Consider the following 18,956-nt stretch of genomic DNA (forward strand, 5'->3'; position numbering starts at 1 on the left):
TGACGGCGGACCGCCGGGTGCGTTGGGACGGACCCGGGATCCCCGCCGCACCTCGCCGTCGCAGGCGGGTCACGGTTCCCCGGACGGATCCGCCCCGGTGCCGTGCCCCGCCTCCACGACGCCCAGCGCCTCCTGGAGCGCGTCCCGTTGCTCCCGCGACATGAGGCCGAAGAACGCGACCAGCGCGGCGGCCGGACGGTCGCTCTGCGACCAGGCTTCGCTCATCAGCGCGGCCGCGTAGTCGGCCCGGGTGGAGACCGCCGTATAGCGAAAGGCCCGGCCGTCGAGTTCCCTGCGGAGCCAACCCTTCCGATAAACCTTGTGCATCACGGTCATCACCGTGGTGTAGGCGATTGAACGATCCTGCTGGAGTTCCTCCAGGACCTCCCGGACCGTCACGGATCGGTTCAGGCGCCAAACCTGTGTCATTACCGCGTCTTCAAGCTCTCCTAATTGCGCTTTCACAGGTTCTACACTAGGGATGCGTGAGGCGAAGACCCAAATAGTCTGCGGGTATCACGCTCAGGCCGGTCGGGGCACGGGCCTGTGTCAAGTGCGACGCACCTCGACCACCATAGGAATTCGGTCGGGGTGCGCCATGGCGGCAGCAGTCTCCCGGGTGGCGTGGCCCGGCACCGGCCGCAGCCGCCAGCGGGCGAGGATGGTCGCCAGGGCAATGGTGGCCTCGGTCCAGGCGAAGGCGTCGCCGATGCACTTGCGGTTCCCCGCGCCGAAGGGGACGAACGCCTCTCGGGGGATGGACTCCCGGCGCCCGGGCAGCCACCGGTCCGGGTCGAAGCGGTCGGGGTCGGCGTACAGCGCAGGGTCGCGGTGGACCGCGTACAGGCTGAAGGCGACCTCGACACCACTGGGAATGCTGTATCTGCCGAGTTCGACCGGTTCAGTCGTGCGGCGCATCAGCAGAGTGACGCCGTGCAGCCGGATCGCCTCGTCGAGGACCCGCCGGATCGTCGCCAGCCGGGGAATGTCCTCGATGGTGACGGGCCGGGTTCCCACGACCTCGTCGATCTCGGCGAGGACCTGCTTCTCCACCGCCGGGTGACGGGCCAGCTCGGCGAAGGACCAGCCGAGGACGGAAGCGGTCGTATCGCTCCCGGCGAAGAGGATCGTGACGAGTTCGTCCCTGACCTCCTCGTCCGTGAGACCTAGGCCGGTATCCTCGTCACGCGCGTCGAGCAGCAGGGACAGCAGATCCAGCTGTCCGTCACGCGCAGCCTCACGCGTGCTTCTCACAACATCGTCGATAATCTTCCTCATGCTCCCGGCAGCGCGGTCGAACTCACGGTTCGGACGGATGGGCAGCCTGTCGAGGAACTTGGGAGAAGCGGCGCGTAGCAGCATGTTCTTCAGGATGACGGGCAGGTCGCGGCGCGCAGCCTCCAGGGCGGGTCTGCCCATGTCGGCGGAGAACATCGTCTCCGCCAGCGTCTCGATCGCGTACTCGCTCATGGCATGCTCGATGTCGACGCGCTGTCCCGGGGTCCAGCTCTGCGCCAGCTCGACGGCACGACGGCTCATGACTTCCGCGTATCCTGCGATACGGGCACGGTGAAACACCGGCTGGATCAGTCGCCGGTGGGTACGGTGGATCTCGCCGCCTGCGTTGGCGAGGCCGTTGCCGACCAGGGGGCGCACACGGTCGTAGAGTCGGCCCTTCTCAAAGGAACGTGCCTGGGCAACGGTGACCTGGTGAATCATCTCGGCACTCGTGGCGATGCATATGGGCATCGTGCCGACGTTCACCCTGACCAGATCACCCGTCGTACGCAGGGACTTGAGGAAGCCGAGCGGATCACGCCCCAGTTTGAGGGCATGACCCACCAGAGGTATTGAGCCCGGAACGCGGGGTATGTGCTGCAAACCTTTGGACGCCACTGAGCAACTCCTGTTCTGGGCGATCGGCTGAGCCAACTCGTGGATGAGATATGTGAGACGACTGGGCAGACCTGTGCGGGGAGTGTCGCGGCAAGGGCACTACGATTACGTAGGCGCGGCGATGGAGTCCGGCGGCGCGCGACCGGGACCGCAGCGCGCGCGTGAAACCACGCATCGAAACTTGAAGGGGCCGTACTCGGCCAGGGGTAGCACCGGGCCCCCTCTCCAAGGCGCAGGTCAGAACGGTGTCGTGACTGCTGGACACGAATGATCAGCTGTCCGTATCGTACGCAGACCCCACTGTCCGTCCAAGAGCGCCCGCATGTCCGATACAAGATGTGAGGCCTGGTGGGACGGAGTACGACTCTCCGTCCCACCAGGCCTCATCTGTTGTACCGTCGCTGCGACGGTGGGGCGTCACCGCCTGCCAAAGAGCGACCTCCACCAGGAGCGACGGACGGGCGGACGTGCCAGCTGCGTGGCTGGGGATGCGACGGACGTGACGGCCGGCAGCGGCTGCGACTTCGGCGGCGGAGTGCTGACGTCGATCTCCTGAACCGTCGCGGGACGCCGTGGCGTGAATCGTACGGGTAGCGAGTTCACGCGCTGGGTCAGCCATGCGCTGGTAGTCGCCAACTCGCCCTCGGAGACGGCCAGGTCGAGACTGGGGAGAATCGTCAGCAGACTGTCGATGCCGGTGTCGGCGATAGCGCGCCCAATGTCCTGGCCGGGGCATTCGTGCGGACCGCTGCTGAAGGAGAGGTGAGAACGGTTGCCGTGCACCGGCGCCGACAAGTCGGGGCGGATCTCCGGGTCGACATTGCCCGCGGCCAGCCCGAGCATCAGCAGATCACCGGCCTTGATCGGCTGCCCGCCGAGCGTGGTGTCCCCAGTGGCCCACCGCCCGGGAATCACTGACAGGGGGGGAGCATCCCACAGAACCTGCTCCAGGGCGTCCGGCAGCGTCATCTGGCCACCGGACAGATTCGCGCGGAAACGGCGGTCGGTGAGCACCAGCCGGAGGGTGTTGGCGATCAGATTGACCGTCGTCTCGTTGGCGGCGATGAGGACGAGCCGCAGATGCTCGACGACCTCGTCCTCAGTGAGGGCGGACTCGTGGCTGATCAGCCGGGAGGCGAGGTCCCTCCCGGGGTTCTCTGTCTTGCGCTTCACCAGCTTGCGCAGGGTCTCCACCACGAACTCATTGCTCGCCATCGCGGTCTCGGTGCCCTTCATCAGGTCGAGAGCCGCCTCGACCAGTAGAGGACCATTTTCCTCAGGCATGCCGAGGAGCTGGGTCATCACCAGCATCGGCAGTTTCTCGGCATAGTCCCGGACGAGGTCGGCCTCGCCGGTAGCCTCGAACTCATCGACCAACTGGCGGGTGTAGCGGGTGACAAAGCGACGCACCCCATGGCGGTTGAACTGCCCCAACCCGTCGTTGACCGCGGTGCGCAGCCGTGCGTGCTCGTCACCGTCGACGAAGATGCACAGGGGCTGCCAGGTGATCATCGGGGCAAGCGGGGAATCCGGGGCCACCCTTCCCTGCTTGAACATCGTCCAGAGCCGCGAGTCGCGGGAGAACAGGGACGGCGTGCGCATGACCTCCAGGTTTTCCCGGTGTCCCAGCACCAGCCACGCGGGCAGGTCGCCGTGGAGCAGAACGGGTGCGACGGAGCCGTACTGACGGCGCAGCCCCTCGTACATCATCCTCGGGTCCGCTTCCGCCACAGGCCCGTAGAGCCTGGTCAGACCGCCGGCTCCCGTGTTGTGAGCGGGGCAGCCGGGAGGCGGCACAGCTGCGGAACCGTCGCTGGGAAAGTCTGAGCGCGGAGTGGACACGGAGCCTCCGAAGCCAAGGTGAGGAGCGACCGGGCGGGCGGACACAGTCACGGAGGGTCCCGGAACCGGCGCTGGTGAACGTCTTTGCTGGCATCGGACCACAGAGAGCCGCAGACACCTCTGCGGTCGTACAAGATCCTGAGCCGCAGTCAGCATATCCCTGTTCGGATTCTGTCCGGCAAGCCGCCAGTTCGACAATCGCGGACGTGAAATTCACAGCCGGTGGGGCGAGTTGGCCCCCTGGACGCGCCAGTGTGGATCACTCGGTGCTGATCTCCCGCTGCCGACTCCGCGCCCCGGCGTGACCGGCCGCCGGGACGGACGTCAGCGCAGCCCCGGAACGGCCGCCAGGTGACGGGCGATACGGACCATGGCACGAAGGTTGTCCTCAAAGAGATGCCCCTCCATCCCGACCTCCCGGGCCGCCGCCACATGGCCCGGAACGTCGTCGACGAAGAGGCAGTCCTCGGGGCGTACGCCGAGCCGCGGGCACACCGTCCGGTAGTGGGCCGGGCGGGGCGGTCTCCGGACAGTTGCCGACGCGCGGTTTTGTTTTTGTGGCTCGGTTCTCCCCCAGACTCCGTCCGGGGGGACCCCCACCCGGGGGCCCTAAGTGTGCGTCGACGGTCGATCGTGCTCGACCACTCGTTCCTCGCGGCCTCCGCGCGTTCTCCCATTCGACACCCACGGCCCCCTTCGGCTCACTCGCCAAGCCCAACGGGCGAGGGATAGAGCACAGGCCCTCGTTCACTCACCCACCGGGGCGGCAGGAGGGCCAGGCCCGACGGGCGAAGGGAGAGGGAGCGGGACCTCGTCCGCTCACTCGCCACGCCCAACGGGCGGAGGGGAAGGGCACAGGACCCCTTCAGCCCAGCCACCGGCCCCCAGGGCGAAGGGAACGGTGCAGGCGCGCTTTCGGCTCAGCTGTCGGGCATGTGGGGTGACGGGAAGGGCGCGGGGCCGGGTGGGTAGGCCGGGTCAGGGGTGTTCGTCCGGGCGTCAGCTGCCCGGGGGTGCGGCCGGGACGGGCGGGGCAGAGGGGGTGGTCGTGCGGTCGTCGTTGAAGATGCCGCCGGAGCCCGCGGGCGCGGAGTTGAGGACCCAGAGCCCCGCGAGGGTGGCCAGGGTGAAGACCACGGCGACCAGCACGGACAGGATCAGCCGTCGTCTGCGCTCCCGGCGGCGCCACTCGCCCTGTGCGGTCCGGTACGCGTCGGGCGCGGCGTGTACATGCCCGGCGAGTGCCTCCATGGCCTCGCGGAGGCGTTCCTCGGTGCCGGGTCCGTCGACCGGCCGGGCTTCCTGGCTGTTCATCGGCGGTTCTCCATCACCTGGGTCAGTGCGGCGAGACCGCGCGCGGTATGGGTTTTGACGGAGCCGGTCGAGATCCCCATGGCCTTGGCAATCTCGCTCTCCTTGAGCCCCATCCAGTGCCGCAGTACGAGGGCCTCGCGCTGCCGTGGCGGCAGCCGCTGGAGGGCCCGGATCAGCGCCTGCTGGTCGTCGTGGAGCAGGGCGGTGTACTCGGCCGAAGCCACCGGGTCGGCCGCGGGGGCCTCCGCGTGCTTGCGGACGATCTGGAGGTGGCGTATCCGCATCCGGGTCAGATTGCAGACCACCGAGCGCAGATAGGACTCGGCGCGGTCGGCGTCCCGCAGCTTGCGCCACTTGCGGTAGATCTCGTAGTAGGCCTCGGCCACGATGTTCTCCGGATCGTCCGCCCCCAGCAGCGCGGCGAGCCTGAGCATCGAGGTGTAGTGGAGCGCGAAAAGGCTCGCGAGGGCCTCCTCGCGCTCGGTTTCGGCGGGATCGGTCACCGCACCGGGCGGCTGCGCGGCGGCGCTCCGCCCGTCGTCACGCGTTCCGGGCGGCTGCTCCGCCGGCCGGCCGGTTTCCTCGCCCCGGCCGACGGGCTCTTGTGGCGGGGCGAACAGAGTGCGGGCGGAGCGTGGGGTCCGTCTCATGGCGAACTCGTTCCCGTCTCGGGGCGGGGCTGGGCTGCGGTACCGGGGGACGCCGAGGTGGTGTCCGGCCCGCGCGGCGCGCCCCTCCACCGCAGCAGGACGGTGCCCACGGCGACCACCGCCAAGTTGACGAGCAGGGCCGCGAGACCCGCGTAGATCTCCGGGGAGTGGCCGCCCGGGCCGAACGGGACGACGGGTGAGAAGCCCTCCCGGACAACCATGACCGTACCGAATCCCATGCCCGCGGCCCACCCCGTGAGCAGAGCGCGCGGGTGGGGCCATCGGGTGTAGAGGCCGATGGCGACGGCCGGGAAGATCTGCAGAATCCATACGCCGCCGAGGAGCTGGAGATTGATGGCGGCCTGGTCGCGCAGCCCGAAGACAAAGGCGATGGCGCCCACCTTGGCGGTCAGGGAGACGGCTTTGGCGATCCGTACCTGCCGCTTGGGGGTGGCGGTGGGGTGGAAGTACTCGACGTACACGTTCCGTACGAACGAGGTGGCCGCCGCCACCGACATCACCGCGGCCGGGACCAGCGCACCGACCGTGATGGCGCCGAAGACGAGTCCGGCCAGCGGCGCGGGCATCAGCCGGTCCACCAGCATCGGCACCGCGGACTCGGCGCCTCCGGCCGGGGTGCGTACTCCGGCCGCCACGGCGGCGATGCCGAGCAGCCCGAAGAGCGCCAGGACGGCCGTCCATCCCGGCAGGCCCACACAGACCTTCCGCAGGGTCGTGGGCCCGGAGGCGGCGAAGGAGACGGTCAGGATGTGTGGATACATCAGCAGGGCGAGCGCGGATCCGAGGGCGAGGGACGCGAAGGCCGGCTGCTGATCGGGCGTGAGCAGCAGGGACGCCTCTCCCCCGCCCTGGGCCGCGAGCGCGCTGTCCGCCGCGTCGAAGACCCCGCCGGGGCCGCCGAATTCGTCGAGGACCAGCCACACCAGCGCGAGGACGGAGGCGAAGACCGCGACCCCCTTGAAGCCGGAGATGACGGCGGGCGCGCGCAGCCCGTGCCGGTAGGTGGCGACGGCCAGCCCGGCGAAGAGCACCACCATCAGCAGATCGCCGGTCGCGCTGTCGGCGGGGTTGATCCCGCCCGCGTCCAGGACGGCCCGGATACCGAGGAGCTGGAGCGCCAGATAGGGCATGGTCGCGAGGATGCCGGTGAGCGCGACGGCGAGCGCGAGCGGCGGTGAGCCGTGGCGTCCGCGGACGAAGTCGGCCACCGTGATGTAGCCGTGCTCCCGGGCGACGGCCCACAGCCGGGGCAGCAGGACGAACGCCATCGGACAGACGATCACGGTGTACGGGACGGCGAAGAAGGCGAGCGCGCCGTTGCCGTACGCGAGTCCCGGCACGGCCGTGAAGGTGTACGCCGTGAAGATCGTGCCGCCCAGCAGCAGCCAGGTCCATCCCGGGCCCAGACTCCGGTCGGCGAGCGCCCAGCCGTCCAGCGACGGCAGGGCCCCGGTCGTATGGAAGCGCCGGGCGCGCGCGGCCAGGAGCGAGGCCGCGCCGATGACGGCGAGGAACGCCGCCGCTACGGCACCTTCGGTCATCGGTCACCGTCCGTGCTGCGTACCGTGGGCGCCCTGTGACGCCCGGCTGTCGCCCGGCCGCTTCAGGCGGACACCCCCTGGTTGCGCGAACGGGCCGTTCCGAGGACAGGGAAGCCACGGAAATCTTCCGGCGATCCCGTGTCAACCAAACCGCGGTGACCGGCAACTCTTCCACAGACCGGCCCGTACGACGACGGCACCGCCGGCACCGGTGCCTGTGGTGGGGGACGGACGGCGCACAACGGACAACCGCGGAGGAGACCGTGAGGGGAAGAGCCCGGCGACCGGGGAACGGTGGCGCAGGTCCGGCGCGCCGGATCGCGGCCGGTATCTGTCTGCTCGCGCCGGTTGTCGCCCTGCTGTGGGTGCCCTGGTACGCGCGGGAGCGGCCGGAGTTCGCGGGGGTGCCGTTCTTCTACTGGTACCAGTTGGCCTGGGTGCCCGGGTGCAGCCTCGGCATGTTCGCCGCCTTCCTGCTGACGCGGCGCCGGCCGGATTCCTGATCCCGGTCCGCCGTGCCGGGCCCGCCGCGGTGCACCGCCCCCGGTCGTCCCCGAGTCCCCCGCCCGCCTCGATCCGTCCGCTCCGTCCCGCTCGCCCCTCCGCACTTCCGCCCCCCGGGCCCGGGCGTCAGCCGCCCCCGGGTTCCGCCCCGATCGCGGTCCCGCTCGCATCGGCCGGCCACCGCGCCGGCCTCCGTCCCCCGTTGTCCCGCCTGCATAGGAGCCAGCATGTCCCGGCCCTCCGTGCCCGTATTCCGGGCGAATCCGAAATCGGTCCTCCTGTGGACGACCGTCGCCGTCACCGGCGCCATCTGCTGGGGGGTGCTCGCGCTCGCCCGGGGTGAGGAGATCTCGGCCGTCTGGCTGCTCGCCGCCGCCCTCGGGACGTACGCCATCGCCTACCGCTTCTACTCCCGATTCATCGTGAACCGGGTCCTCAAGCCGGACGACACCCGGGCGACGCCCGCCGAACGGCTGGAGGACGGCGTCGACTACCAGCCGACCGACCGCCGGGTGCTGCTCGGCCACCACTTCGCCGCCATCGCGGGGGCCGGACCGCTGGTGGGGCCCGTACTCGCCGTGCAGATGGGCTTTCTGCCCGGCACGATCTGGATCGTCTTCGGTGTGATCTTCGCCGGGGCCGTCCAGGACATGGTCGTGCTGTTCCTGTCCATGCGCCGGGACGGCAAGAGCCTCGGGCAGATGGCCCGGGAGGAGATCGGGAAGGTCGGTGGCGCGGCGGCGCTGATCGCCGTCTTCGTCATCATGATCATTCTGCTGGCGGTGCTGGCGCTGGTCGTCGTCAACGCCCTCGCCCACTCGCCCTGGGGAACCTTCTCCGTCGCCATGACCATCCCGATCGCGCTGTTCATGGGCTTCTATCTGCACATCCTGCGGCCCGGCCGGGTGCTGGAGACCAGTGTGATCGGTGTGGCCCTGCTGCTGCTCGCGATCGTCGGCGGCGGCTGGATCCAGGACTCCTCCCTCGCCGACACCTTCACCCTCAGCCCGACCACCCTGGTGTTCTGTCTCGTCGGCTACGGTTTTCTCGCCTCGGTGCTGCCGGTGTGGATGCTCCTGGCACCGCGCGACTATCTCTCCACGTTTATGAAGATCGGCACGATCGCGCTGCTCGCGATCGGGGTGGTCTTCGCCGCGCCCGTGCTCAAGGCCGACCCCGTCAGCACGTTCGCGTCCTCGGGGCAGGGACCGGTCTTCGCCGGGTCGCTGTTCCCGTTCCTGTTCATCACCATCGCCTGCGGAGCGCTCTCCGGGTTCCACGCCCTGGTGTCCTCCGGTACCACACCCAAACTCATCGCCAAGGAGTCGCAGGTCCGGACGATCGGGTACGGCGCCATGCTCATGGAGTCGTTCGTCGCCGTCATGGCCCTGATCGCCGCGGCCGTGCTGGACCCCGGGCTGTACTACGCGATGAACGCGCCCGCGGGGCTGCTCGGGTCCACCGCCGAGTCCGCCTCCCAGGCGGTGGCGGGGCTCGGATTCACCATCTCACCCGGGGAGTTGGCCGCCGCGGCGAAGGCCGTCGAGGAGAGCACCCTCGTCGCCAAGACCGGTGGCGCGCCGACGCTCGCGGTGGGGATGTCGCAGATCTTCTCCGATGTCGTCGGCGGCACGGGGATGAAGGCGTTCTGGTACCACTTCGCGATCATGTTCGAGGCACTTTTCATCCTGACGACCGTGGACGCCGGCACCCGGGTCGGCCGGTTCATGCTCCAGGACATGCTCGGCAATGTCTGGAAGCCGATCGGCCGGGTCAACTGGAAGCCGGGGATCTGGCTGGCCAGCGCCCTGGTCGTGGCCGGGTGGGGCTATTTCCTCTACGCGGGCGCCACCGACCCGCTCGGCGGAATCAACCAGCTGTTCCCGCTGTTCGGCATCGCCAACCAGCTGCTCGCGGCGATCGCGCTCACGGTGGCGACGACGCTGCTGATCAAATCGGGCCGGCTGCGCTGGGCCTGGGTGACGGGGGTGCCGCTCGCCTTCACCGTCGCCGTCACCTTCACCGCGAGCTGGCAGAAGGTCTTCTCGCCCGACCCGAGGGTGGGCTTCTTCGCCCAGCGGACCCGGTTCGCCGACGCCATCGACGCCGGGAAGGTCCTGCCGCCCGCGAAGAGCATGGACGACATGGACACCATCGTCCTCAACTCCACGGTCGACGGGGTGCTGATCGTGCTGTTCGTGCTGCTCGTCGCCACGGTCCTCGTCAACGCCGCCGTGGTGTGCGTCCGTACCCTGCGCTCCCCCACCCCGCCGCCCACGACCGAGACACCGTATGTGGCCTCGCGGCTCGATGTGCCCGGGGAACTCGCCGGGGCACGCGAGTGAGCCGGGCCGCCGCCCTGCTTCGGGCCGTACGCCGGGGGCTCGGCGCCGTGCACTGGTATCTGCGCGAGGTCTCCGGTGAGACGGCGTACGACCGGCACTGCGAGCACCACCGCAGAAACCGTCCGGACCTTCCGCCGCCGACGAGACGGGAGTTCCAGCGGATGCGCAGCCGGCGGCTGGAGGAGGAGCCGCTCTCCCGCTGCTGCTGATCCCGGGTGTCCCGGGCGGGCCCGGGGCACCCTGTGGTGGTCCGGGCCCCGCGCCTCCCCGCCGAGGCCCGTGCGAAGGCGCCCGCCCCCGGAGGGGTGGGCGCCTGTTCGTGCGCCTCGGTCAGCACATCTTGTAGTCGGCCTTGGTCGAGTTGTACGAGCAGGTGTCCGCCCTGGCTCCGCTCGCCTTCTTCAGCGTGGCGGTGTCCTTGTCGTTGTTCCAGACGTAGGCCGCCCGGCCCTGGTAGCGGTTGGTCGCCGTGTTGGTGCCCTTGCCGGTACGGACGGTCACCGTCTTGCCCTTGCCGAGGGTGAAGGTGCCGAAGACGTACTTGTGGTTGGACGCGTCGGTCAGTGTCCAGCCCTTGAGGCTGACGGCCCCCGAGGTGGTGTTGCGGATCTGTACGTACTCGGCGTTCAGACTGGCGTTGGAGCGCCTGTCCGTGCCGGGGCTGTCGTAGTAGATCTTGTACAGATGGACCGATCCCGCGGCGGCCTGGGACGGCGCAGGCATCAGAACGAGTCCGCCGAGGGCTGCCGCGACGAAGGCCGCGGCGGTGGAACGGGTACGGAGCATGAGCATCCTTCATGTTCAGGCCGGGCACCCCCCATTTCCGGGCCCGGCAGACGGCCCACAGTAGGGCCAACCCGACCTGAGCGAAGGAGACTTGACAGAACACGCCGGACCGGACACGGCCACAGGTGCGGCGGCCGGGCCGCCGGCCGGGGGATCACCGGCGGGCCGCCGTGCCCGGGTGCTCACTCGGCCGGGAAGCTCAGCCACTCGGCGACCGCGTCGGCGATGGGCTGCTCCGTCTCCAGCTCGATGAATCCGAACTGGCCGCCCTGGTTGCACTCCAGGAACCACCAGGTGCCCTCGCCGTCCTCCGCGAAGTCGAAGGCGCCGTAGGCGAGTCCGGCGAGCTTCTTGTACAGGGCCACCGCCCGCTCGACCGTGGGCGGCACCTCCACGGGCTCCCAGAGGTGCCCCGTCCCGCCGTAGCGTCCGTCCACCTGCCCGGGCTCGGCGACCTTGCGCGCGGCGAAGGACTCGTCCCCGACGCTGGTCAGCCGGATGTCCGCCCGTTTGGCGATGTACCGCTGCAACAGGGTGGGCCCCGCCGACACATTGGTGAAGTCCGCGTCCTGCGGCACCAGTGTGGTGGGAAGGGCCATCGGCGGATCGCTGGGGGGCTTGCCCGAGACGGCCTTCACCACCACATGCCGGTACTGGTCGGCGAACTGGCGGGCGACCTTCGGATATGTGGTAATCACGGTCGCGGGCACCGGGAACCCGCTGCGGTGGGCGACGCGCAGCTGCCACGGCTTGAGGCGTGCCCTGGCAGCCGCACTCGTGTCGTTCATCCAGCGGGCCGCCGTGCAGTCCAGCATCCCGTACAGCGCCTGGCCGCTCTCGGCGGTCAGCCACGGGGACGGTTCGGCGGCGTGCGCCGCCGGCTCGCTGGGCCTGCGCACCCAGATGGAGCGCAGGCCGTCCATGCTGACCACTCGCCCGCCCGTGGACAGATAGCCGCGGAACTCCCCCCGCACGTACTCGGCGGACAGAGCGCCCTCCCCGGGGAGATCACCGGGATCGAACCGGACGAGCGGCACGCCCCGCTTGTGGAGCTGCGCCACCACCATGTCCGCGGTCACATCCTGCTCGCAGGTCAGGATCAGCACCGTCATCTGAGGGAGGTCAGTCGTCGAAGTGGGTCGCGGAACCGGCTGTCGAGGTGGTGGTTCCGACCGCCGCCAGCAGCGCCCTGTCCATGATGGCGGGGCGCCCGTCCGGGAGGACGTTCAGCTGGAGGGTGGAGTCGTACGAGTACTGGTCGATCACTGGTGACAGCTCGGCCGGACGTGCGTAGTTCCACGCGAACGGTTTCATGCTTCTCTCCCTGCCCCGCACGGGACTGTTCTCGGACCACTGTGTGGCCACGTAAGGAGCAATACGTGTCGGTGATGTAGCCAGTTCATCACATACCGTCATATTGCGGTAAACGGCGCGCCAGTCGGCGTCCGACCCGCACAACCGCGTTGTCCAATCGTGAACACGACTGCCAACACGGGCCGTTGACGCTTTCCTGACACCTATAGAGACGCTCTTCGGAGCAATTCCGTGCACTCGAAGTTGAAGTGACCTCCGTCACCATCTGTCCCACCTGCCTCTTTGGGCACGACAGCATCAATGGTCCCGCAGACAACGACTTCATGGTGAACTCTGCGTGATGAGCTGTTTCTTTTCGGTAAGTCCTGTCGGGGCGCGCCACGATGGAGCCGGAAGCCCGGTCCCGGCCGTGGCGACCGCAGGGGAACGCCCTCTCCGCGCAGGACATCATCAGCGTAGGGGAAATACCTGTGGCACGGCTGTGCGCGCCTTTCCCGAACATACGGATCCGATATACGGGCGCGGTGTTTTCCCGATGACGGCGTCCGTCCGGCGGGGGTGGGGCACGAAGCCGCGAGCCGTCGGGGTAATTACCGTGATCGAGTGCCCACAGCGCGTAATTTCATGGGCCAGTGACCCCGGCCGTCAGAGATAGGTGAGCCGCTCCAGGGTGCTCCGGAATCCCTGCCACGCCTGCTCGGTGTCGGAGGTCCTGGTGTGGGGTCCGCGGAACAGCCCGAGACAGGCGGTCACATCCTCCAGGTCCCTGCGGAGCCGGTAGAAGGCGAGCGCGGATTTGTCGGGGGTCCGGCCGGTGAGGTCCTCGTAACGGCTCAGTTCCCCGGGCTCCCTGACGACCAGCCAGAGATCGCGCTCGGGCACGGAGAGCCCCACGGTGTCCCAGTCCACCAGCGCCGGTCCGCCGTCCCGCCACAGCAGATTGCCCGGATGCGGTTCGCCGTGGGTGACGACGAGTTCCCCGCCGTTGCCCCGCCCCTCCGCGATCCGCCGGTCGAACTCGTCGAGCCGCAGCCGAAAGCGCCTCCCGGCGCCGGCCAGCAGGTCCCTGGCGGGTTCGGCGAAGGGCCCGCCGCTCCACGGCTCCGCCACCTCCCTCAGGGTCTGCTCCAGCCGGTTGCGGGCCGACAGGTCCAGCGGGGCCACGGGGGCCGGGTCCGGGGCCTTCGCGCGGTGGAGCGCGGCCAGTGCCTCCACCGTCATGGCCCGCCGTGAGGCGGTGAGTTCCTCGCCGACGTGCCCCGGCGCGCCCTCCACATGGGGGAACACACTGATCGCGTACCGGTCGTCCAGCCGCCGGACCGTCTCGCCGTGCGCGGCGCGCAGGGGCGCCACGACGAAGTCGAGCCCGCCGCGCTCCGCGAGCCAGGACGCCGTGTCCATCGCCCGGTACAGCCCCTGCCAGGCGGTGTCCGCGTCCGTGCCGCAGTGGTCCTTGTTCTCCAGGTCGGCCACCGTGACGAAAAAGCGCTCTCCGCGCGGGCCGCCGGCCGTCCAGTGGTAGTCGCCCAGGCCGAGGGGAACGTAGGCCAGTGACCGGGCCTCGATGCCCCACGCCTCCAGAGCGTGCCGTACACCGGACTCGTTCATTCCTTCCGGCTCTTCTTTCATGGCGGTGACGCTAGTCCCTTGTCTCCCGCCGGTGCATGCGTTTATCGGTACGCCCCCGGGGCGGTGCCGTGGCCGACGGCTGTGACCAGGACGCATCCGGCCACCGTGAGGAGGACCACGGCCGGTGCCACCGCGCCGCGAGGCATCCCGTCCCGTCTCGTCTCGTCCGCAGAGGGACCCGGTCAGTCCGCGGTGATACCCGGGGACGCTCCGAGGTAGTGGAATCCGGGCTTCGGGTGCATCAGAAACTCATGGTGGGAGATGTTCCACGCGTACGCCCCGGCCAGCGCGAACACCACCCGGTCGCCCGCGCGCAGCCCCGGCGCGGGGACCGCGCGCGCCAGCACGTCCTTGGGTGTGCACAACTGGCCGACCAGGGTGACCGGTCCGCCGTCCGGCGCGGCAGACCGCGGCCAGGCGTGCGGCCAGCGGTCGACGGGCAGTACGGCGCACGGCTGGTCGTGGCCCTTGGTGGCGGGGGTGCGCAGATGGTGGGTGCCGCCGCGGACGACCGCGAAGGTCTCGCCGTGGCTGCGCTTCACATCCAGCACCTCGGTGGCGTACCAGCCGCAGTACGCGGTGAGGGCCCGTCCCGGTTCGATACGCAGCACGGTCCCCGGGTGGGCGTCACCGAGGCGGGCGAGACCCTTGCCGTAGGCGGCCCAGTCGAACCGTTCGTCCGGGCGGGTGTAGTCGACGGTCATACCGCCGCCGACGTCGACCTCGTGCAGGGGTACCCCGTGGCGGGCCGCGAGCGCCGCCGACCATTCGACGACGGCCGAGGCCACGGCGAGCTGGGCCCCGGCCGTGAGCCCGCTGGCGAGATGGGCGTGGACGCCCCGCCACCGCAGCCCCGGAAAGGTGCCGTCGGTGAGCAGGCGCACCAGGTCGTCGGCCTCCGAGGGGTCCGTCCCGAACGGCGCGGGGCGCCCGCCCATCGCCAGGGCGCTCGACTCCAGCACGCCCGGGGGAACCGGGATGTTGAAGCGCAGCAGGACGGCCACCGGGGCTCCCGCGGCGAGGTGGGCGAGCATACGCAGCTCGTACGCGCTCTCCACATGGAAGCGGTCCACCCCGAGCCGCAGTGCGGTCTCGATCTCCGCGGGTGTCTTGCCGGGGCCGCCGAAGGCCAGCGGCCGGCCCGGAACGACGCCGGCCGTGTGGGCGAGTTCACCGCCCGAGGAGACCTCGTAGCCGTCGACGTACGGGGAGAGCGCGGCCAGGATCCCGGCGTCCGGGTTGGCCTTGGCCGCGTAGTACAGCTCGACCCGCCCGGGCAGGGCCGCCCGGACCGCGGCCGTGTGCCTGCGCAGGGCGTCCAGGTCGTAGAGGTAGGCGGGCAGCCCGCCCGGGGGCAGGGAGAGGGCGAGTTCGCGCACCCCGGACGGAACGTCGGCCGGGTCCGCCGGGCGGGCGGGGGCCGTCGGGCCGGGCAGGGTTCGGGCGGTCGGATTCATCGCGGGCTCCGGTCGGCGTCGGCACGGGTGGCTTGGCGGATCACGTCCTCGGCGAGCGGGGACGGCAGCCGGACATAGCCGGCGTCCCGGTCGGCCGAGCGCTCCCAGCGGGTGAGCAGATTGGCTTTGGCGGGCAGGGGGACGCCCGCGAGCAGGGCGCTGAGCCGGGGCGGGCAGCCGTGCTCGGCGGCGTACCGCTCCAGGGTGCCGCGCACCTGCGACCAGAGGGCGGGCTCGGTCCCCGGGTGCAGATCGGCGAGCGCGGCGAGCATCTCGGCGATGTGATTGACGAGGAGGCAGTACACGACCCGGTCCCAGCCGCGCCGGGCGTCGTACGTCAGCGGCCCGGCCACCTCCGGGGGCAGTGCGGCCAGTGCCGGGGCATGGTGCTCGGGCAGGAGTTTGGTGCCCTCCAGGTCGCGGAAGAGGATCTGTTCGGGGCGGCCGTCGGGGCCGGTGCCGAGGACGACGTTCTGCAGATGCGGTTCGAGGACGAGCCCGTGGTCGAAGTAGGCGGCGAGGACCGGCGGGACGAGGAGGTCCAGATACCGCCGCCACCACCGCAGGGCGGCGCCCGGGCCGTGGCCCGCCAGCCGGGACACATGTCCGGGCCCGGTGGGGTACTCGTCGGCGACGGCCGCGGCGAGCAGCGGGGTGATACCGGGGCGCAGCAGTCGTCCGAGCCCTTCGCGGACGATCACTCCGAAACCCTCCAGCAGCCGGGTGTCGGGGCGGCCGTCGGGTCCGGGGAGCGCGATGCCGCGATAGGCGGGTTCGCGGAGCATGCCGGTGCCCGGGAAGCGGGTGGCCAGTTCGGTGAGGGCGGGGGCGAGCAGCCGGGTGAGGGCGACGGCGCCGGAGAGCTCGTAGAAGGCGTTCTTGCGCACGCAGTTGGTGATGCGGACGTCGAGGCTGAACTTGAGGAAGGTCTCGCCGTCGTAGAGGGTCCGCACGGAGGCGGTGGGGGTGAAGCGCCGCTGTCCGGGGCCCAGGTCGAGTACGTCCCCGCGGCCCAGGGCGGGGCGCAGGGCGGGCAGCAGTCCGGTGTACTGCCAGGGGTGCGCGGGCAGCAGCCGGTAGCCGTCGGGGACGGCCGCCAGCCGGTCCAGCGGTGCGGCTGCTCCCGGTTCGGCGCACTCCTCGGCCACGAGGTCCTCGCGGACGGCGAGCAGCCGCAGCGGGAAGGAGACCCCGGCCTCGGGCGCGTACGAGGACCAGACGGCAGGGTCGCCGCCGTGCGCCTTGGGGGTGGGGTGGAAGCGGTGGCCGAGCGCGAGGGACTGCTCGGACGCGAGGTAGGTGTCGAGCGGGTCCGGCTCCGGAACCGGCCCCGGTCCCCCTGCCGTCCTGCCGGGCGGACGGGGGCGGTGCGGCAGGGCGGTGAGGGCCGCGGACACACCCCGGTGGCTCGCGTCGATCTGGCCCAGGAACTCGTCGTTGTGGGCGCCGGTACGCAGGCTCAGCTCGGCGTGGACGTACTCGGCGAGCCGCCGCCAGCCGACCTCGGACCAGCCGTCACCGGACTCCTCGGTGACCGGTCCGGTGAACCGGTGCGCGCCCAGCAGTGAGGTACGGCGCAGGGCGACCCTCAGCAGCACCCCCCGTCGCGGCAGCCTCAGCAGGAGGCGGCCGTCGATGACGGCGGTCTGGTGCTCGGGTCCCGACACCTCCCGGAGCAGGCAGTTGAGGAGGGTGTGCGCCACGGCGTCGTCGGCGGTGGGCAGCCCTCGCGGCGGGCCCGCGGCGGGAGTGGGGAGGTCGGGGGTGGTACTCGTCATCGCTGGTCACTCCCCCGGAGCAGATAGTTGGGACCGGTGGTGTAGTGCTTGTTGATGTCCAATGCGCCTGATCTCTCCTTGGCGAGCAGGGTCCCCGCCGTGACCATGGCCTTGACGGGCAGCCGTGCCGCGTCCAGGACGTGTGCGCGCAGGAGGGCGCCGGGCTCTCCGGGGCCGGTGCCGAGGCGTTCGGCTGCCTCGCCGAGCCGGTCGCGCACCAGCGCGAGCAGCCGGCCGAGAGGAGCGCGCCCGTGCCGTGCGAGTCCGAAGGCGTACGCCCCCGCGCAGAGGTGAACGGTGATGGTGGTGAACAGGTCGAGGACCGGGCCGTCGTCGTCGGTGACGATCCGCCGGTCGGCGAAAGCAGGCGGGTCCGTTCCGAGGGCGGCACGGAACCGGCCCGCGTGGACGCGCGGGCCGTCGTTGTCCTTGAGGAGCAGCCGCAGTCCGTGCCGCTCGTCCAGGAGCAGCGAGATGTTCTGCTGGTGGGACTCCAGGGCCACCCCGTAACCGAGGAGTGTGGTGCCCCAGTCGAACAGCAGGGTCAGTACGGCGTCGAGGAGCGTGAGCGGATCGCCGCCGAAGTGCCGCTCGGCGAGGGCGTCGGCGATGAGCCCGCCGCCCGGGGCGGGGCTGAGCAGGGCCGCCATGGGGACGACAGCGGTGTTGTCGAGATCCGGGGGGCAGCGGCGCACCAGGGCCGCGAGGAGTTCGTGTCCGGCGTGGGCGAACCGGGTCTCGTCGGTGTGCAGGACCCTGTCCCGGAAGCGGGGTTCACGGGCGATCACGGCCTCGACGAGCCGCTGCCCCGCCGCGCCGTCGACGAGACTGCCGGGTTTGATGGTGCGGCGGTTGAGCCGGCCCAGGGTGGCGGTCGCCAGGGGCAGTTTGAGATGGACGCCGGGGTCGCCGGCGAGGGCCACGGTCCGTGTCGACAGGGTCGGTACGACCTCCAGATACGGCCGGTCCGCGAGCAGCGCGCGGCCGGTGAGGCCGACGGTGTCCAGGGCCTCGCGCAGGGGCCCCGCCGCGGTGAGGGGGTGGACGGGGAGGAGGAGATGGCTTCCGTCGAGATCCCCGGGCAGGCCCAGGGCCGAGGGGGCCCCGGGACCGGCGTCCAGCGCCCGGTCCGGCCCCGGGTCACCGGTCGGCGGCACCCCGGCGGCCGGTGACGGGGTGCCGCCGGCCCCGGCCCCGGCCCCGGTCACGGTGACGGCGTCCCGGGGGACGGCGAGCCAGCGGAGTCGGAAGCGGGGGTGGAACTCGGGGGCGTACGCCCGCAGATCCGTGTCTGTGAATCCGGGCCGCCCGCGTCCGGTGGGGTAGACGGGATGGTCGAGCCGCGCGGCGAGCGTGTCGAAGGCGAGTCCGGCGGCGGGACCGGTCCAGTCCGCCGGTCTCGGCCCGTAGCGGGCGGTCAGGCGCCGGTTGGTCTCCCCGCAGGTCTCGCGGTGCAGGCGCCGGGCCGCCAGGGTCCGCCGGCACTCGGCGGCGAAGGCGGCGAAGCCGTCACGGTCCCCCGGATGGCCGGTGAGATCCGCGAGCGCCGTCAGGACGGTGTCGCAGGTGGTGAGTTCCGTGCCGTCGGACTCCCAGCGCAGCAGGGGCAGCCGGGCCTCGGTCTCGCACTGGAAGCCGGGCACGGCGCCGCGGACCGGGAGCAGCAGGGCGTCCCCGTCGCCGGTGTCCCGGCGGAGCCAGGTGCCGTCGGGCAGCTCCACGGAGGTGCTGCGGCTGCGCAGTCCGACGGCGTCCTCGCGGAGCAGGGTGCTGAGTACGTCGAGCAGCAGGGCGGGGTCGGCGGATTCCCCGGGCTCGGCGGGTGGCATGGGCTCGGCGGGCTCCGCGGGCTCGGCGGGTGGCACGGGTTCAGTGGGCT

17 protein-coding genes are annotated in these 18,956 nt (G+C 70.9%); 3 read left to right on the forward strand and 14 right to left on the reverse strand.

Features of this window, described 5'->3' with window-relative positions:
- Positions 1–69: 69 nt before the first annotated feature.
- The 7 genes from ACIBCM_RS31105 to ACIBCM_RS31135 all read right to left on the reverse strand — a co-directional run bounded on the left by ACIBCM_RS31105 (position 70) and on the right by ACIBCM_RS31135 (position 7,264).
- Positions 70–465, reverse strand: coding sequence for a BlaI/MecI/CopY family transcriptional regulator (locus ACIBCM_RS31105; protein ID WP_399249080.1), 396 nt, complete (start codon positions 463–465; stop codon positions 70–72).
- 84 nt (positions 466–549) lie between these two features.
- The gene (locus ACIBCM_RS31110; RefSeq protein WP_399249082.1) at positions 550–1,896 is read right to left on the reverse strand and encodes a cytochrome P450; all 1,347 of its coding nucleotides are present in this window, start codon (positions 1,894–1,896) and stop codon (positions 550–552) included.
- Positions 1,897–2,313: 417 nt separating this feature from the next.
- Complete coding sequence (locus tag ACIBCM_RS31115; RefSeq protein WP_399249085.1) at positions 2,314–3,738, reverse strand: cytochrome P450; 1,425 nt, start codon at positions 3,736–3,738, stop codon at positions 2,314–2,316.
- Between the two features lie 324 nt (positions 3,739–4,062).
- The gene (locus tag ACIBCM_RS31120; RefSeq protein ID WP_399249087.1) at positions 4,063–4,338 is read right to left on the reverse strand and encodes an HAD-IA family hydrolase; all 276 of its coding nucleotides are present in this window, start codon (positions 4,336–4,338) and stop codon (positions 4,063–4,065) included.
- 399 nt (positions 4,339–4,737) lie between these two features.
- Positions 4,738–5,052 (reverse strand): hypothetical protein, encoded by a 315-nt coding sequence (locus tag ACIBCM_RS31125; protein WP_399249089.1) that lies wholly within the window; start codon positions 5,050–5,052, stop codon positions 4,738–4,740.
- Positions 5,049–5,702, reverse strand: a complete 654-nt coding sequence (locus tag ACIBCM_RS31130) for a sigma-70 family RNA polymerase sigma factor (RefSeq protein ID WP_399249091.1) — start codon at positions 5,700–5,702, stop codon at positions 5,049–5,051. The genes ACIBCM_RS31125 and ACIBCM_RS31130 overlap by 4 nt, the downstream gene beginning before the upstream one ends.
- The gene (locus ACIBCM_RS31135) at positions 5,699–7,264 is read right to left on the reverse strand and encodes a sodium:solute symporter (protein ID WP_399249093.1); all 1,566 of its coding nucleotides are present in this window, start codon (positions 7,262–7,264) and stop codon (positions 5,699–5,701) included. Before ACIBCM_RS31135 ends, ACIBCM_RS31130 begins: the two co-directional genes overlap by 4 nt.
- 263 nt (positions 7,265–7,527) lie before the next feature.
- Here ACIBCM_RS31135 and ACIBCM_RS31140 point away from each other — a divergent pair, with 263 nt between their 5' ends.
- The 3 genes from ACIBCM_RS31140 (at position 7,528) to ACIBCM_RS31150 (ending at position 10,322) form a co-directional block, all read left to right on the forward strand.
- Positions 7,528–7,767 carry a DUF3311 domain-containing protein gene (locus ACIBCM_RS31140; protein WP_399249095.1) on the forward strand — a complete coding sequence of 80 codons (240 nt, stop codon included), beginning with the start codon at positions 7,528–7,530 and terminating at the stop codon, positions 7,765–7,767.
- 228 nt (positions 7,768–7,995) lie between these two features.
- On the forward strand, positions 7,996–10,113 hold the full coding sequence (locus ACIBCM_RS31145; RefSeq protein ID WP_399249097.1) for a carbon starvation CstA family protein: 2,118 nt from the start codon (positions 7,996–7,998) through the stop codon (positions 10,111–10,113).
- The gene (locus tag ACIBCM_RS31150) at positions 10,110–10,322 is read left to right on the forward strand and encodes a YbdD/YjiX family protein (protein ID WP_399249099.1); all 213 of its coding nucleotides are present in this window, start codon (positions 10,110–10,112) and stop codon (positions 10,320–10,322) included. Before ACIBCM_RS31145 ends, ACIBCM_RS31150 begins: the two co-directional genes overlap by 4 nt.
- Before the next feature lie 121 nt (positions 10,323–10,443).
- Here ACIBCM_RS31150 and ACIBCM_RS31155 read toward each other — a convergent pair whose 3' ends face one another.
- From ACIBCM_RS31155 to ACIBCM_RS31185, 7 genes are all read right to left on the reverse strand, one after another.
- The gene (locus ACIBCM_RS31155) at positions 10,444–10,899 is read right to left on the reverse strand and encodes a lamin tail domain-containing protein (protein ID WP_399249101.1); all 456 of its coding nucleotides are present in this window, start codon (positions 10,897–10,899) and stop codon (positions 10,444–10,446) included.
- A gap of 182 nt (positions 10,900–11,081) precedes the next feature.
- Positions 11,082–12,011 (reverse strand): ATP-grasp ribosomal peptide maturase, encoded by a 930-nt coding sequence (tgmB, locus tag ACIBCM_RS31160; RefSeq protein ID WP_399249103.1) that lies wholly within the window; start codon positions 12,009–12,011, stop codon positions 11,082–11,084.
- A gap of 10 nt (positions 12,012–12,021) precedes the next feature.
- The gene (gene tgmA, locus ACIBCM_RS31165; protein WP_389264353.1) at positions 12,022–12,213 is read right to left on the reverse strand and encodes a putative ATP-grasp-modified RiPP; all 192 of its coding nucleotides are present in this window, start codon (positions 12,211–12,213) and stop codon (positions 12,022–12,024) included.
- Positions 12,214–12,858: 645 nt separating this feature from the next.
- Positions 12,859–13,842: a phosphotransferase enzyme family protein gene (locus ACIBCM_RS31170; protein WP_399249104.1), complete on the reverse strand. Its 984-nt coding sequence runs from the start codon at positions 13,840–13,842 to the stop codon at positions 12,859–12,861.
- Positions 13,843–14,024: 182 nt separating this feature from the next.
- Positions 14,025–15,299, reverse strand: a complete 1,275-nt coding sequence (locus tag ACIBCM_RS31175) for a type III PLP-dependent enzyme (RefSeq protein ID WP_399249106.1) — start codon at positions 15,297–15,299, stop codon at positions 14,025–14,027.
- A complete protein-coding gene (locus ACIBCM_RS31180; RefSeq protein ID WP_399249108.1) occupies positions 15,296–17,077 on the reverse strand; it encodes an IucA/IucC family protein in 1,782 nt (593 codons plus the stop codon). Before ACIBCM_RS31180 ends, ACIBCM_RS31175 begins: the two co-directional genes overlap by 4 nt.
- Positions 17,074–18,906, reverse strand: a complete 1,833-nt coding sequence (locus ACIBCM_RS31185) for an IucA/IucC family protein (protein WP_399249217.1) — start codon at positions 18,904–18,906, stop codon at positions 17,074–17,076. The genes ACIBCM_RS31180 and ACIBCM_RS31185 overlap by 4 nt, the downstream gene beginning before the upstream one ends.
- Positions 18,907–18,956 lie beyond the last annotated feature (50 nt).

The organism is Streptomyces sp. NPDC051018, assembly GCF_044456085.1.
Classification (GTDB): Bacteria; Actinomycetota; Actinomycetes; order Streptomycetales; family Streptomycetaceae; genus Streptomyces.

Excerpts from the sequence above, each read along its gene's own strand:
- ACIBCM_RS31135 (WP_399249093.1), bottom strand. The coding sequence starts at position 7,264 with ATGACCGAAGGTGCCGTAGCGGCGGCGTTCCTCGCCGTCATCGGCGCG.
- ACIBCM_RS31175 (WP_399249106.1), bottom strand. The coding sequence starts at position 15,299 with ATGAATCCGACCGCCCGAACCCTGCCCGGCCCGACGGCCCCCGCCCGC.
- tgmA (WP_389264353.1), bottom strand. The coding sequence starts at position 12,213 with ATGAAACCGTTCGCGTGGAACTACGCACGTCCGGCCGAGCTGTCACCA.
- ACIBCM_RS31170 (WP_399249104.1), bottom strand. The coding sequence starts at position 13,842 with ATGAAAGAAGAGCCGGAAGGAATGAACGAGTCCGGTGTACGGCACGCT.
- ACIBCM_RS31185 (WP_399249217.1), bottom strand. The coding sequence starts at position 18,906 with ATGCCACCCGCCGAGCCCGGGGAATCCGCCGACCCCGCCCTGCTGCTC.
- ACIBCM_RS31125 (WP_399249089.1), bottom strand. The coding sequence starts at position 5,052 with ATGAACAGCCAGGAAGCCCGGCCGGTCGACGGACCCGGCACCGAGGAA.
- ACIBCM_RS31130 (WP_399249091.1), bottom strand. The coding sequence starts at position 5,702 with ATGAGACGGACCCCACGCTCCGCCCGCACTCTGTTCGCCCCGCCACAA.
- ACIBCM_RS31180 (WP_399249108.1), bottom strand. The coding sequence starts at position 17,077 with ATGACGAGTACCACCCCCGACCTCCCCACTCCCGCCGCGGGCCCGCCG.
- tgmB (WP_399249103.1), bottom strand. The coding sequence starts at position 12,011 with ATGACGGTGCTGATCCTGACCTGCGAGCAGGATGTGACCGCGGACATG.
- ACIBCM_RS31145 (WP_399249097.1), top strand. The coding sequence starts at position 7,996 with ATGTCCCGGCCCTCCGTGCCCGTATTCCGGGCGAATCCGAAATCGGTC.
- ACIBCM_RS31155 (WP_399249101.1), bottom strand. The coding sequence starts at position 10,899 with ATGCTCCGTACCCGTTCCACCGCCGCGGCCTTCGTCGCGGCAGCCCTC.